This window comes from Candidatus Nitrospira neomarina, assembly GCF_032051675.1.
GTDB classification, from domain to species: Bacteria; Nitrospirota; Nitrospiria; order Nitrospirales; family UBA8639; genus Nitrospira_E; species Nitrospira_E neomarina.
In genome coordinates, this window is the sequence record NZ_CP116968.1 from 4,373,528 (window position 1) to 4,387,144 (window position 13,617).

Below are 13,617 nucleotides of genomic sequence, written 5' to 3' on the forward strand. Positions count from 1 at the left end.
ATGTTTCAGGCGCTGTTGGATTTTTTATCCGACCCCACGGTCCTCGTGACCGCCGATGGGATCGTTCTGTCTTGCAACAAAGCCTTTGCCGCCCTAGTCGCCGGCTCGGCAGTGGAGCTTACAGGGCGATCGATTTCCTCGGTCACAAACGCACCAGAATCCGACTTCTCTGCCATTCTCGAACGGTGCTGCCGCTCATCATCCCGTTTACCGTTTGCCATTGGGATTCGGAATTCTCAGGGCCAGCTAAACCAATATCGCGTGGAGGGGGCCGTCCTGGAACGAGGTCCTAGTAAGAGTTTAACCACGATAGGCCTCCGGATAAAGTCCCATGCCCTAGCAACTCAGGGATTTCAGAGGCTCAACAAAGAAATTGCTGCTCTCAAAAAAGAGAACCACGAGCGCCAACGAATCCAGCACAAACTGACAGACCTGCAATCCCGCCTGACGGCCACCTTGGAAAGTATGGGGGATGCAGTAGTGACGACAGATGCGCAATCCCGTGTCACGTACCTCAATCCCGTGGCTGTTCAGTTACTTGGATATTCCTCCGAAGAGGCCGTGGGTCAACCCTTGGACACCGTGTTCCGCATCGTACACCGAGACACTCGAAGCCCGGTTGAAAGCCCTATAGATCGTGTTTTGCGAGAAGGCATTGCTACTGGACTGGCCGATCGCACGGTCCTTGTGCGCCGAGATGGCATTGACGTGCCTATCGATGACTGCGCCACCACGATCAAGGATTCGAGCGGTCAAATCCTGGGTGCCGTTCTTCTCTTTCGTGACGTGTCTGATCGGCAAGATAGCTTTCGTAAAGCCGAGCTTCTCGCAGCGGTGGTCTCGTCTTCGGAAGATGCGATTATGACTAAGGATCTGAACGGAACGGTGACCAGTTGGAATGAGGGAGCCGTGCGCATCTTTGGATATACCGCCGAAGAGATGATCGGTCAACCCATACGGCTGCTCTTTCCACCAGATCGACAGGATGAAGAAGTGGACATATTGGCACAAATAAGCAGTGGCCAACGGATTACGCCGTACGAGACCGTGCGCCGCAAAAAGAGCGGGCATTTCTGCGATATATCCTTGAGTGTGTCTCCGATCAGGGATGAGGACGGGCGGATCATTGGCGCCTCAACGATTGCACGTGACATTACGGAACATAAGCGCGCTCAGCGCGCGCTCTATGAGTCGCTGGAACGGTGGAAAGTCACTCTCGAGAGTATCGGGGATGCGGTACTCGCCACGGATGCACAGGGTCATATCACGTTTGCCAATGCGGTCGCCCTGAACTTATTGGGGCGGGTGAAGGCAGATGTGATCGGGAGACCGTTGGTTCACGTTTTTAATATTCTGAATGAACACACACGCTCCACCGTGGCAAATCCTGTGGATCGCGTCCTTCGAGATGGCGTGGTCGTCGGCTTGGCGAATCATACACTGCTGATCCGGCCGGACGGCAGTGAGGTGCCCATCGATGACAGCGCTGCTCCCATTTTCGATCTCGAGGGGAGCTTGGTAGGAGTGATACTCATATTTCGAGACATTACTAAACGCAAGGAAGCGGAATCCAAGCTGCAGCGTTGGAGCACAGAACTGGAAGCCCGAGTGCTCGCACGGACTCAGAAACTTGTCCACTCGCAAGAGCGTCTTCGAGGGCTCGCCTCCCAACTAAGCTCCGCGGAGAGGCGGGAGCGTCGCCGACTCGCGAATAGCTTACATGATTACCTCGCTCAGCTGCTTGCCTTGGCCCGTATGAAGGTGAGCCAAACAAAGCAGCTGAGAAACACGCCGATGGAATCGGAGACTGCCCTGACCGAGCTCGACAACGTCTTACAGCAGTGTATGTCTTTTACCCGGTCTCTGATGGCACAACTGAGCCCTTCTGTCTTGCACGATTTGGGATTGGTCCCTGCCCTTCATTGGCTCGCTGAGCAAATGAGGCAACAGGGTCTCACCGTCGAGGTTCAAGTCAATACAGAGGAGCAGCCGCGCTTAGAGGACAATGAAGCGGATATGCTATTTCAGTCTATACGTGAGCTCCTACTAAACGTCATCAAGCATGCAGGTGTTTTGCTCGCGACTGTTGTGGTTGAGCAAGACGGCGACAAGAACTGGCTGATTTCCGTGCAAGACAGCGGCACGGGTTTCGAGGTAGGAACGATGCCACGGCCTTCTGCCTCGGGCGAGCGTTTCGGTCTCTTTAGTATCCAGGAGCGCATGGAGTTGATGGGTGGACACTGTTTTATTGATTCCAAGCCTGGCCGAGGGGCAACAGTCACATTGAGTCTTCCCATATCACGCCCGGCAATGACGCTAGAACCGTCACTATCACCCGCTACCATCGACAAAAAGACAGCTCCAAAACCAACAGGGACACGCTGGAGAGTATTGCTAGTCGATGATCATGTCATGGTACGTCAAGGACTTCACAGCCTTCTTGAGACATATCCAGATCTGGAAGTGGTTGCGGTGGCGGCGGATGGGGAGGAAGCCGTCGAGCATGCTCTGCACTGTCAGCCGGATGTCGTCCTTATGGATATCAACTTGCCAAAGTTAAATGGGATTGATGCGACAAGACGGATTAAACAAAGGGCACCGCATATTCTTGTGATTGGATTATCAGTCCAAACCTCGGCACAGACAACTGAGGCTCTCCTTGAGGCGGGTGGAGCAATCCTCCTGAGCAAGGAAAAAGCAGCCGATGATCTGTATCGAACCATCGCACAACTTCTTCTGGGCACCAGTAATGCTTACAAAGTCTAATCCATGGTGAGATATCTTAATAGGGGTAGATCCTCGTTAAGAAGGAGTCCTTACAATCGGGTGCTGAAGCCAACGGCCAATGTTACCCCGTATTTCTTTCCCACCTCGGCAATGTATATAGCAGTAACAAGTGCTTCGTTCTGGCAGAAGAAAGTTTCTTCTGGCGGGTGGGATCAGTCCAGTAGGTGAACAATCGTGCCGTAGCCGGCGTTACACCAACATAACCGCCCTTGCGCCACATTGCGACGCGACGACGGATGTCGTTAACGAGCTTATTTTCTTCAATGCGGTCTTGTGTCCACTCCGGGTCGAATGGAAGCTGTTGCGCGCCTTTCTTTTTCGGCTTGGTGATAGGCACGAAATACGAACTTGTCCGCCGGCCGTCGTCGATCTCGTTGGAGATGCATTCCTCGGTAAATCGAAAATGGCGAGCAGGCTCGTTAAAAGGCGAATTGATGATCGGGTTCTAAATGACAACTTGGCTCATACTCACACGTCCAAGGATTGCAAAGCTCTTTCTCCGCATCCCTCCCCCTTCTTCACCATCAGAAACGACCGAGACCAGTTTCCACCATTACAGTACCTCTCTGCAAACACTATTCGTATCCTCAGGAAAAGCCTTTTTTAAGCCTTTGTGAGGCACCGATCTTCAATGATTTTTCCATCCTGCAGTTGAATCAGCCGGTCGGTCTGAAGGGAGAGTTTTTCGTTGTGGGTCACAATCACGAAGGCTGTTCCATGGGTATGATTGAGTTTTCGTAAAAGCTCAAATAATTCATCACCGGTATGCGTATCCAGATTGCCTGTCGGTTCATCCGCCAACACCAGGTCAGGGTGCCGGATTAAGGCTCTGGCCACGGCGACACGCTGCTGCTCTCCTCCTGATAATTCCCCCGGTTTATGGTGCAGACGGTGAGAAAGCCCCACTTCAGAGAGAAGAGATTTTGCGGCGTCTATAGCCTGTTGCTTGGGAATTTTTTGAATGAGCGCCGGAAGATAGGTGTTTTCCAACGCGGTGAATTCCGGAAGAAGATGATGGAATTGAAAGACAAATCCGATGGAGCGATTCCGAAATCCCGCTAATGCGGTTTCGCTGACCCGGAACATATTCTTTCCTTCAAACAATACTTTTCCACTTGTCGGGCGATCCAAGGTTCCCATGATGTGGAGCAGGGTACTTTTTCCTGCGCCTGATGCTCCGACAATCGACACCATTTCCTTTCGAGCTAAGGTCATGGAAATGCCGTTGAGGACATGCACCGTCTGCTTGCCCATCTGAAATGAACGACAGAGATTGTCGATAGAGACCAATGGCACCTGGGGGGTGAACTCTGAGTCGGTTGAGTTATTCATAACGAAGGGCGCTGACCGGGTCTAACTTCGCTGCTTGCCATGAGGGGTAGAACGTGGCGGCAAAACTGATGAGGATGGCCGAAGTGGCGACTAATAGCACATCCAATGGCAGGATGTGCACGGGAATGCGGGATATGTAATAGACGGAGGCGTCGAAGGTCCAATAGTTCTGAATGAGCCACAAAAAGGTATAGCCGAGAGGGACACCAATGCCCGTTCCCACAATTCCAATTACCAACCCGTTTAACATAAAAATCCGCATGATGGCTCCTGGGGTGGCGCCCATGGCTTTGAGGATGGCAATTTCCCGTTGTTTTTCGTTGACAATCATCGTCAAGGTTCCCACGATATTGAACGAGGCGACCAGGGTGATCAAGACCAACAAAAGAAACATCATGGTCTTTTCGAGTTTCAATGCCGAAAATAAGTTTCGATTTAGCTGCATCCAATCACGGGCGATAAAGATGTGACCGAGTGTGGCTTCCAAACGTTGGGCAATCTGCTGGGCCAAAAATACGTCGTTGACTTTGACTTGAATCCCGGTGACCGTCTCACCGAGATTAAAAAATTTCTGGGCCTCTTCCAGGCTGATATACGACAATGAAGAATCATATTCGAACATGCCGGATTCGAACACGCCGACGACGGTGTAGGGCCGAATTTTCGGTGTCATGGTCAACGAGGTCATTGGGCCGACAGGTGAGACGACGTTGATGGTATCGCCGATAAACACGCCAAGCCGAAAGGCCAATTCCTTCCCCAAAATAATTCCTGGCGGGTTGGAGGGCGCAGGAGTGGGGTTGTCCCGACCGGAATCAGGAGATGTCGATGTGGGTGGGGCAAAAGTGCGGGTCAGGTCAGCCAAATCCCCAAATTTCATGTTGGCTTCTATATCGGTTACGCGTGTTTCCTGCGAGGGCTGAATACCCCGTAGGATGATCCCTTGCACCGCCGTTTTGGAGGTGACGAGCACTTGTTTGAAAATAAACGGGGCAGCGGCTATCACATCGGGAACGGCTTCAATTTGATCGACCAGGTCCGCATAGCCTTTCATGTCATTGCTGCCTCGTTCCTGGACGATCACATGCGCAGTGGTACCAAGGATTTTCGACTGGAGATCCTCCTTGAAGCCGGTCATGATGCCAAGCGTCCCAATGAGTGCTGCGACACCAAGCGTGATTCCGGTGATGGAGATAAACGTGTTCAGCGAAATCGTTCGCTGCCGACGCTTGGCCCGAAGATACCGCAGTCCGACTAATATCTCATATGGGAGGGTCACAAAGGCCGATCCGGTCGAAGTTGGGGGAAAAGAATGACATCGCGAATTGAGGCCTGATTGGTGAGTAGCATGACGAGTCGATCAATCCCAATACCTTCTCCTGCTGTGGGAGGCATGCCATATTCGAGGGCTCGAATAAAGTCCTCATCCAGATAATGGGCTTCGTCGTCTCCCGCATCCCGCAAGGCCACTTGGGCCTCAAAGCGTTGTCGTTGGTCTAATGGGTCGTTTAACTCAGAGAATCCATTGGCTAATTCCCGTCCACCAATGAAGAGTTCAAATCGGTCGGTCAAGGCTGGGTTGGATTCTTTTTTCCTGGCCAAGGGAGAGATCTCAATGGGAAAATCGGTAATGAATGTTGGTTGAATCAAGGTTGGCTCGACTGTGGCTTCAAAAAGGTTGACGAGGATGTCGACATGGCTGGCTTGCGGCACATAATCAACGCCTAACCGTTTTGCCGCGTCTATGGCTTTCTTTTGGTCGGACAGGACCTCAGGGTCCAACTGGTTGACCTCTACGATCGAATCCAGATACGGCACTCGGCGCCAGGGTGGCGCCAGAGAAATGCTTTGGCTCTGGTATTCCACCATTGAGCCTCCGCATACTTCCAGACTCAAGGTGTGAAACAACTGTTCGGTCAGGTCCATCAGATCATGATAATCCGCATAGGCCTGATAAAATTCCAACATGGTAAATTCAGGATTGTGAATGGTGGAAATACCTTCATTGCGGAAATTGCGGTTAATTTCAAAGACGCGCCGGAAGCCCCCGACAATGAGGCGCTTGAGGTATAGTTCCGGTGCCACGCGCAAATATAAGTCTACGTCGAGGGTGTTGTGATGGGTCACAAACGGGCGTGCCGTGGCTCCTCCAGGAATGGAATGCATCATCGGGGTTTCCACTTCGAGGTATTCTCGTTCTGTGAGAAACGAACGAATGATATTAATGATCCGACTGCGCGTGCGGAATACCTGGTGTACCGATGGATTGGCAATCAAATCCACATAGCGTTGCCGATACCGGGTTTCAATGTCGGTGAGCCCGTGCCATTTTTCCGGAAGCGGCCGTAACCCTTTCGTGAGAAAGGTGAGGCGATGGACTTCTACCGTGAGTTCGTCGGTTTTGGTGCGAAATAACTTGCCTTCGACACCGATCCAATCCCCTAAATCAAACGACTGCGAAAGTTCGTAGGACTGATCCCCAAGCAGATCTTTCTTGAGGTAGACCTGGAGACGATGGCCTTCTTCCTGTAGGGCTGCGAAAGCGGCCTTTCCAAAACGGCGCATGGCCACAATGCGTCCGGCCACCGTGCACGAAATCGGTGTACCTTCAAGGTCTTCTTTGGTCGAGGCCGTATACGATTGAAGAATGGCCTCAACCGTGTGGGAGGTGGGAAAACGTGTACCAAAGGGATGAAGCCCTCCATCCTGGAGCGCGTGGAGTTTTTCCAGCCGTTGTTGTTGTTGTTCGTTCAATTCTTCCATAACTTACATGACTCTACTGGATTCATAGGGGTGAATATCTCGATGGTCGTCTGGTCAGCACAGGAAACACGAGTATGACGGTGATGAATCATGAAGGCCGAGTCTCGAATGTGGATGCGTGTTAATTGGCCGGCATATGTGAAGCCTTCGAGGCCTTCATGGTTAAATACGCTTCAATGAAAGGGTCCAACCCTCCATCCATGACCGCGGCGACATTGCCTGATTCGAAGTTGGTCCGGTGATCCTTGACCATTTGATACGGTTGGAACACATAGGAACGAATTTGGCTACCCCAGGCGATATCTTTCTTTTCCCCAACAATATTTTGAAATTCAGCGTCTTTCTTTTGTTGTTCCAGCTCATACAGCTTCGCTTTTAACACTCGCATGGCGCCGATCCGGTTTTGCAATTGCGACCGTTCATTTTGGCATTGCACCACGGTTCCAGTGGGAAGATGGGTCATGCGAATTGCGGTTTCCACCTTGTTTACATTTTGCCCGCCCGCGCCACCAGCGCGAAAGGTATCGACTTTCAGATCCTTATCATCAATCACAATGTCAATGTCGTCGTCCAATTCCGGATAGACCCCCACTGCGGCGAAGGAGGTATGCCGACGCTTGTTGGCATCAAAGGGGGAGATGCGAACCAGCCGGTGTACGCCCGCCTCTGAGTGCAGGTATCCATAAGCCAATGGTCCGGCAATGGCCAAGGTCACGCTTTTGATGCCGGCTTCATCGCCGGGTTGCAGATCGATGGTTTCCACTTTGTATCCCCGTTCCTGAGCCCATCGAAGATACATGCGCATGAGCATCTGTGCCCAGTCCTGGGATTCGGTTCCGCCTGCTCCCGGATTAATGCTGAGGATGGCATTGTTCTGGTCATGTTCGCCCGATAACAATTGTTCCAATCGCCAGGCTTCCAGCGTGGCCTCAACGTCTTTGATGCCCTTGCTCCACTCGGCTTCTAATTCCGGATCCCCCTGTTGGCCAATCAGATCCAGAATGGCGAGAAGGTCATCCCGTTGCTGGTCGAGTTGGTGAAGGCGTGCGAGTTGGCGTTCGATCTCGGCTTGGCGTCGTCCGGCTTTGGCGGCCTGACGGGGATTGTTCCAAAAGTCCGGCTGGGAGGTCTCCCGCTCGAGTTCTTCCAGTTCAGTTGTTAGCCGAGGAACGTCAAAGATACCTCCGGAATTCCAGAATGTAGTCGTTGATTTTATCCATTCGAATGCGAATATCTTCGAGCATGGGCAGCACTCCTCTCGCGGCTATATCGGTGAAGACCGTGGCTTGGGGGTGGAAAGCGGTGTGGTAAACCGACACCAAGTGAACAAAATACCAGCCATTATAACACAACCCCAACTAAAGACATCCCCAAATTGCGTGTAAAAGGTGGGTGATGAGAAACGGAGTGGGAGTAATCCCGTCACCGCCTGTTCGGAGAAAATTGATGTCTGGGAAAGAATGTGTCCGTCCGGGGCAATGAAGCCGGAAATCCCGGTGTTGGCGGCCCGGGCAAACCCTAAATGATTTTCCACGGCACGAAAAACGACCATGCCGAAATGTTGATAGGGCGCAGCAGAATCTCCGAACCAGGCATCATTGGTAATCGTGACGAGAAAATTCGCGCCCTCCTGGGCCATCCGGCGAACCAGATCCGGGAAAATGACTTCGAAACAAATAGCCACCCCGAATCTCGGACCATTGTCGGGTGGCGGCGTTGGGACTTGCATGGTCATGACTCCCTGGCCCGATTTGAAGTCGCCGATCCCTACCACGAGCTTATCCAGAAAAAAGAGAATTGATCGCAAGGGTATGTATTCCCCAAATGGCACCAGATGACGTTTGTCATACCGGTCTGAGGCCCGTCCTTCCGCCGTCACCAGAAAGGCACTGTTATACAAATACGGACGGCCGTCCTGTTGAAATCGAAGTGTGGGGCTGCCAAATAGCAACGAGTTGTGTGTGTCTTTCGCAATATCAAGGACCTGTTTCTGGTAGGCGGGTTCCTGCTCGAAAAGAAAGGGGGTGGCTGCCTCCGGCCAAATGAGCAGGTCGGTGTTCTTTCCGGCTTCTTGACTGAGGGAGGCGTAGCGTCGAAGTGTCTCATCCCGGTAGGCCTCGTTCCATTTAACGGCTTGATCGATATTGGCTTGGACTAACCCAATGGACAAAGTGCGTGCCGAGGCGTCAAGGTGGGCCTGTTCCTGCACCCTCCAGGTTCCATAGGCGAGGACGAGAGTCAGTGCGCACCCAAAGCCTGTCACCGACACCCAGGGTCCTGGTAGGGCCAGGCCCCGTCTTTTGCCGTAGATCCATAACAGGAGAGAGGTCAGAGCAACATTTCCCATGACGAGTAAATATGAAACCCCATAGACTCCGGTCACGTCGGCAAATTGAATGAGCGGGAGCCATTTGTATTGGGAATAGCCCAAGAGCGCCCAGGGGAACCCGCTCAACGCATGGGTTCGGACAAATTCCAGGGCAACCCACAAGCCGGGAGCTGCCAGCCACACGAGGTTGGGACATGTGTGTTGGAACTTGGCATACCCCCAGCTATAGATGCCCATATATAGGCCAAGATAGGCAGCCAAAAGGAGCATCAACAACGCACTCACCATGAACGGCACTTGACCAAATTGATGCATGGCCGTGATGACCCATGTCACGGTCCCTGCAAAGGCGATGGTTCCGGCCAGCCATCCATAAAACAAGGCCCGCCTTGGCCGGAGGTCATGAATAATCATGTGGAGCGGAACCAACACCAACCAGGCCAGCCATCCGAGATCAAATGGGGGGAAACTCAGAGGATGAAAAATCCCGATTAAGGCAAAAGCGAAAAAAAGGGCGGCGGTCCTGCGAGTGGGAAAGGATGAAGGTGGAATGGTCTGCCCCACGTTAATAGGGACCAGCGGTCGTTTCCAGGGACGAGCCCTGCTGATTCATCAGAAGTGGGCGTATTTCAGAATGACACCCAAGGATCAGTAGGAAAATCGGCTGGAAAGGAATGAAGTAATGATGACAGTCGAATAGGTGAATACGATTCAGGGCTACAAGAACATCAAATGTGACATACCGTTCACCTCGCATGAACGGCCTGAGAAACGACTAGACGGCTTTTTGGACCAATCCGGACCGCAGGCAACGGGTGCAGACTTTAATGCGTTGTGCCGCACCCTTCACGAGCGCGCGAACCGTCCGGAGATTCGGCCTAAAGATCCGTTTTGTCCTATTATTCGCGTGACTCACATTATTTCCCACTAAGCGGTTTTTTCCGCATACGTCACATGAAAAAGCCATTGTCTTCTCCCTGGATATTTAAAATGACCGAATTGTCGATTAGAATCTGTTTGTTACCACAGGTGCTATTGTACACACAAGTGCTCCATAATGAAAATCTTCTGTGCTCGCGGAAGGCCTCCACGATGAAACGGTTGTTGTTCCACCTGCGCACTAGAAGGTCACTGGAAGTCGCTCTTACGAAAGAAGGGTAACGATCACGGAGTAGTTTAATAGTGTGCGGTAGATAAGCATTAGACTTCTTTGCATTAAACTTTTCCCTAAGAATGCGTTGAGGCCACGTTTTGGAGTAGTGCCAGTGACAGTCGAAGGACTCGCGTCACTATCGGGAGGACGCTGCGGCCCAACACCTAACCAGGCAAGATGTATCACATGTTGTCACGATCACTTAATCCGGAGAATCCAAGCTGGAATGTCCGAATTCACACGCCTATCATAACCGCCGGTTCCTTAAACGTGTGACACTAACTTGTTTGTTTTCAACAAAGGAGGATTCATGATGAATCTGAAATTTCCTGCAAGGGATTGGTATTTTCCGTTTACGATGGGTCTCGTGATTATGAGTCTACTATTCTTGACCCACGGGTGCCAGCAACCCAGAGTCGATACGATCGTCATTAAACCCAATACCTGCCCGCTTCCGGAAGACTTGTCGACAGAAGATCAACATAAGGTTAAGAAATTTGGTGCGGAAATATCAGGTCTCATGTCTAGCCTGGCCGGGGGCAAGTTGGATGCCGATTTGCAAAGCGCACTCAAAGAAAATTATCCGGACGCCGGAGATGTCAATCGCATTTATGCATTGAGTTATGCCGCCTGTGTCTCTTGCCGAGTCGACCCTAATGATGTGAAGGGGTGTGCCCAACGTTTCGATGACATTCTTGATAGGTTCACCGCGAAAGAAACAGCTCCGGGCCATCCGGCGAAGGTGTATCGTTCCAAACTCCTGACCCCTTTGCGGGGACCGAAGTAGTCTCTCTCCATCAATAGGAGATGGTTCTGCGAAGCCTTCGCATTGATGTCATCACAACTTCATTTCCTTCTCTCTTATTTTCCCTAAGCCATTTGCGGCCATTGGGGAAAAATGGTTTCATGTTTTTTCTTTGAAAATTTGCGAGTTCAATTGTAATAGGATTTTTGTAATCATCATGCCGACTCCTTCCTCTCTTTCTGAGATCCCTATTCAGTTTGCCAAAGGGGTGGGGCCTCGGAGAGCCCGCCTGCTGGAAAAATTAGACGTGAAAACATTAGAGGATGCTTTCTGGTTTTTACCCTGGCGATATGAAAACCGATTGGAAGTGTTGCCCATCGGGAACCTTCTCCCAGGCATGAAGGCCACCATTAAAGGCAGAGTGCAGAAAGCGTGGGTGAAAACCACCTATCGAAGACGTCTGGTCGTGGTCACGGTGACGGTGAGGGATGAGACGGGTCTTATCGAATGCGTGTTTTTTAACCAGCCCTATTTGGAGAAAACCTTTGTGCCTGGTGTCTCTCTGTTACTAACCGGTCCAGTCCTGTCCAATTCGTCTGGAAGTTCACCGATGACCATGCGGGGCCCGGAGTATGAATTGCTGGATGAGGACGAATTGCCGGACATGTGTGGGGGCCGGATTGTTCCCGTCTATCATGAAACGAATGGGTTGAGTTCCAAGCAGATTCGACGAATTATTCGATCAATTTTTGACCATTATGCCGATCAGTTACAAGAGATGTTGCCCTTAACCATGCGAACACAACTCGGAGTGCCAGCCCTTCCGGAGGCATTACCCGTCTTACACTTTCCCAATCAGGAGCGTTCGGTGGAGGCCTTGAATGCCTACGCGACGCCAGAGCACCAACGCCTGGCGTTTGAAGAATTGTTTCTCCTGCAATTAGCACTCGCCATGCGGCGCCAAGGGCAGACTCAGGACACTCAGGACATTGAAGGCATCCCATTTGTTGTTCGCAACCCGTTAGTTGAACAGCTGAAAACCGTGCTGCCCTTTTCGCTCACTTCGGCGCAAGAGCGGGTGATCAAGGAAATTAGCCATGATATGGGACGGCCAATCAGTATGAACCGCTTGCTGCAAGGAGATGTCGGGTGTGGGAAGACCGTGGTGGCTCTTCATGCCATCGTGATGGCCTGTGGGTCCGGATATCAAGCGGCTCTGATGGCCCCCACGGAAGTGTTGAGCGAACAGCACTATCTGTCGTTGCTTCCCCTATTTGACGCCCTGGGTGTCCGGTGCCTTTTGTTGAAAGGCGGGCAGACAGGACGCGAGCGCGGAAAGATCCTTGCCGGAATGCAGTCAGGTCAGGTTCAGGTGGTGGTGGGTACACACGCGTTGTTACAGCCGGATGTGCACTTTGCCAAGCTCGGGTTGGTGATTGTGGATGAGCAACACAAATTCGGTGTGCTGCAGCGCGCGCAGCTTCGTGGGAAAGCGCCATGGCATCCCGATGTGTTGGTGATGACCGCCACGCCTATTCCCAGGACCTTAGCGATGACGATGTATGGGGATTTGGATGTGTCGATAATTGATCAGTTTCCTCCAGGGAAAAAACCCGTGAAGACGATGTTATTCCCGACCGGTCAACGGAAAGACGCGCATCGTTTGATGCGAAAGGAATTAGAAGCGGGGCGGCAGGCTTATGTGGTGTATCCGCTGGTTGAACCATCAGAAAAAATTGATTTGCAAGCAGCCATTGAGGCTGCAGAACAATTACGCGAAGAATGTGCTCCCTTTCGTATCGGTTTGCTGCATGGGCGCTTGCCGTCTCGGGAAAAACAAGTGGTCATGGCCCAGTTTAAAAAGAAAGAGATTGATGTGTTGGTGGCCACTACTGTTGTCGAGGTCGGCTTGGATGTTCACAATGCCACGGTCATGCTCATTGAACATGCGGAACGGTTTGGGTTGGCCCAATTGCATCAATTACGCGGCCGGGTCGGGCGAGGTCGGGATCAAGGCTATTGTGTGCTGATTCATGGCCTGGGAAAAATTCCTCCCTATTCCCAGCAAATACCCTTAAAGCTTGAGTCCAGTCGAATGTTGCTCGATGAGATCGGGAGGCGTTCCCCGGGGGAAGCGTTTTCCCCTTCTACAGCGAGGAGACGCCTTGGGGTATTTGCACAATGTGAAGACGGTTTTGCACTGGCGGAAGAAGATTTGAAAATTCGTGGGCCTGGGCATGTCTTAGGGGTCAAGCAATGGGGGGAAATGGATTTTCGTGTGGCGGATTTGGCTCGAGATACCGGGTTGTTAATAAAAGCGAAACAAATGGCAGGAAAAATATTGGAAGGTGATCCACGGTTGACGCTGCCTGATCATCGCATCCTCAAGGAAGCATTGTTTCGAAAATGGGGTGAAAAGTTCGCACTGGGTTCCATTGGATAAAATTTGGGACTGGTCTTAATGGGGAATAAATGAGAATGCCCCGCTATGGTTTATTTATAATAGGA

Annotated in this window: 9 protein-coding genes and 1 pseudogene; 3 read left to right on the top strand and 7 right to left on the bottom strand. The window is 51.7% G+C overall.

What is annotated here, in order from left to right; genetic code table 11:
* Positions 1-2,766: a PAS domain S-box protein gene (locus PQG83_RS18995; RefSeq protein WP_312744402.1), complete on the top strand. Its 2,766-nt coding sequence runs from the start codon at positions 1-3 to the stop codon at positions 2,764-2,766.
* An 86-nt stretch (positions 2,767-2,852) separates the two neighbouring features.
* On the opposite strand, the pseudogene PQG83_RS21100 reads toward PQG83_RS18995, so the two are convergent.
* The 7 genes and pseudogenes from PQG83_RS21100 to rpmB all read right to left on the bottom strand — a co-directional run.
* Positions 2,853-3,226, bottom strand: a pseudogene (locus PQG83_RS21100) (BPTD_3080 family restriction endonuclease); the annotation flags it as partial.
* Positions 3,227-3,390: 164 nt separating this feature from the next.
* Entirely contained in the window at positions 3,391-4,119 is a 729-nt protein-coding gene (locus tag PQG83_RS19000; RefSeq protein WP_312744404.1) for an ABC transporter ATP-binding protein, read from the bottom strand.
* Positions 4,112-5,398 (bottom strand): FtsX-like permease family protein, encoded by a 1,287-nt coding sequence (locus PQG83_RS19005; RefSeq protein WP_312744406.1) that lies wholly within the window; start codon positions 5,396-5,398, stop codon positions 4,112-4,114. The genes PQG83_RS19000 and PQG83_RS19005 overlap by 8 nt, the downstream gene beginning before the upstream one ends.
* Positions 5,395-6,882 (bottom strand): lysine--tRNA ligase, encoded by a 1,488-nt coding sequence (gene lysS / locus PQG83_RS19010; RefSeq protein ID WP_312744407.1) that lies wholly within the window; start codon positions 6,880-6,882, stop codon positions 5,395-5,397. The genes PQG83_RS19005 and lysS overlap by 4 nt, the downstream gene beginning before the upstream one ends.
* Before the next feature lie 121 nt (positions 6,883-7,003).
* Positions 7,004-8,126 (bottom strand): peptide chain release factor 2 gene (gene prfB / locus PQG83_RS19015; protein ID WP_312744409.1). Its coding sequence is split into 2 segments (ribosomal slippage): positions 7,004-8,056 and positions 8,058-8,126, totalling 1,122 coding nucleotides; the frame shifts between segments, so codons are not numbered across the junction.
* Between the two features lie 20 nt (positions 8,127-8,146).
* Positions 8,147-9,775: an apolipoprotein N-acyltransferase gene (gene lnt, locus PQG83_RS19020; RefSeq protein ID WP_312744411.1), complete on the bottom strand. Its 1,629-nt coding sequence runs from the start codon at positions 9,773-9,775 to the stop codon at positions 8,147-8,149.
* A gap of 211 nt (positions 9,776-9,986) precedes the next feature.
* Positions 9,987-10,178 (bottom strand): 50S ribosomal protein L28, encoded by a 192-nt coding sequence (gene rpmB, locus PQG83_RS19025; protein ID WP_312646448.1) that lies wholly within the window; start codon positions 10,176-10,178, stop codon positions 9,987-9,989.
* Between the two features lie 496 nt (positions 10,179-10,674).
* Between rpmB and PQG83_RS19030 the strand changes: the two genes are divergently transcribed.
* Entirely contained in the window at positions 10,675-11,151 is a 477-nt protein-coding gene (locus tag PQG83_RS19030; protein ID WP_312744413.1) for a hypothetical protein, read from the top strand.
* A gap of 175 nt (positions 11,152-11,326) precedes the next feature.
* On the top strand, positions 11,327-13,552 hold the full coding sequence (gene recG / locus PQG83_RS19035) for an ATP-dependent DNA helicase RecG (protein WP_312744415.1): 2,226 nt from the start codon (positions 11,327-11,329) through the stop codon (positions 13,550-13,552).
* Positions 13,553-13,617 lie beyond the last annotated feature (65 nt).

What these genes read in the sequence shown, in the direction of transcription:
- PQG83_RS18995 (WP_312744402.1), top strand. Translation starts at nt 1, where the DNA reads ATGTTTCAGGCGCTGTTGGATTTTTTATCCGACCCCACGGTCCTCGTG.
- PQG83_RS19000 (WP_312744404.1), bottom strand. Translation starts at nt 4,119, where the DNA reads ATGAATAACTCAACCGACTCAGAGTTCACCCCCCAGGTGCCATTGGTC.
- lysS (WP_312744407.1), bottom strand. Translation starts at nt 6,882, where the DNA reads ATGGAAGAATTGAACGAACAACAACAACAACGGCTGGAAAAACTCCAC.
- rpmB (WP_312646448.1), bottom strand. Translation starts at nt 10,178, where the DNA reads ATGGCTTTTTCATGTGACGTATGCGGAAAAAACCGCTTAGTGGGAAAT.
- PQG83_RS19030 (WP_312744413.1), top strand. Translation starts at nt 10,675, where the DNA reads ATGATGAATCTGAAATTTCCTGCAAGGGATTGGTATTTTCCGTTTACG.
- recG (WP_312744415.1), top strand. Translation starts at nt 11,327, where the DNA reads ATGCCGACTCCTTCCTCTCTTTCTGAGATCCCTATTCAGTTTGCCAAA.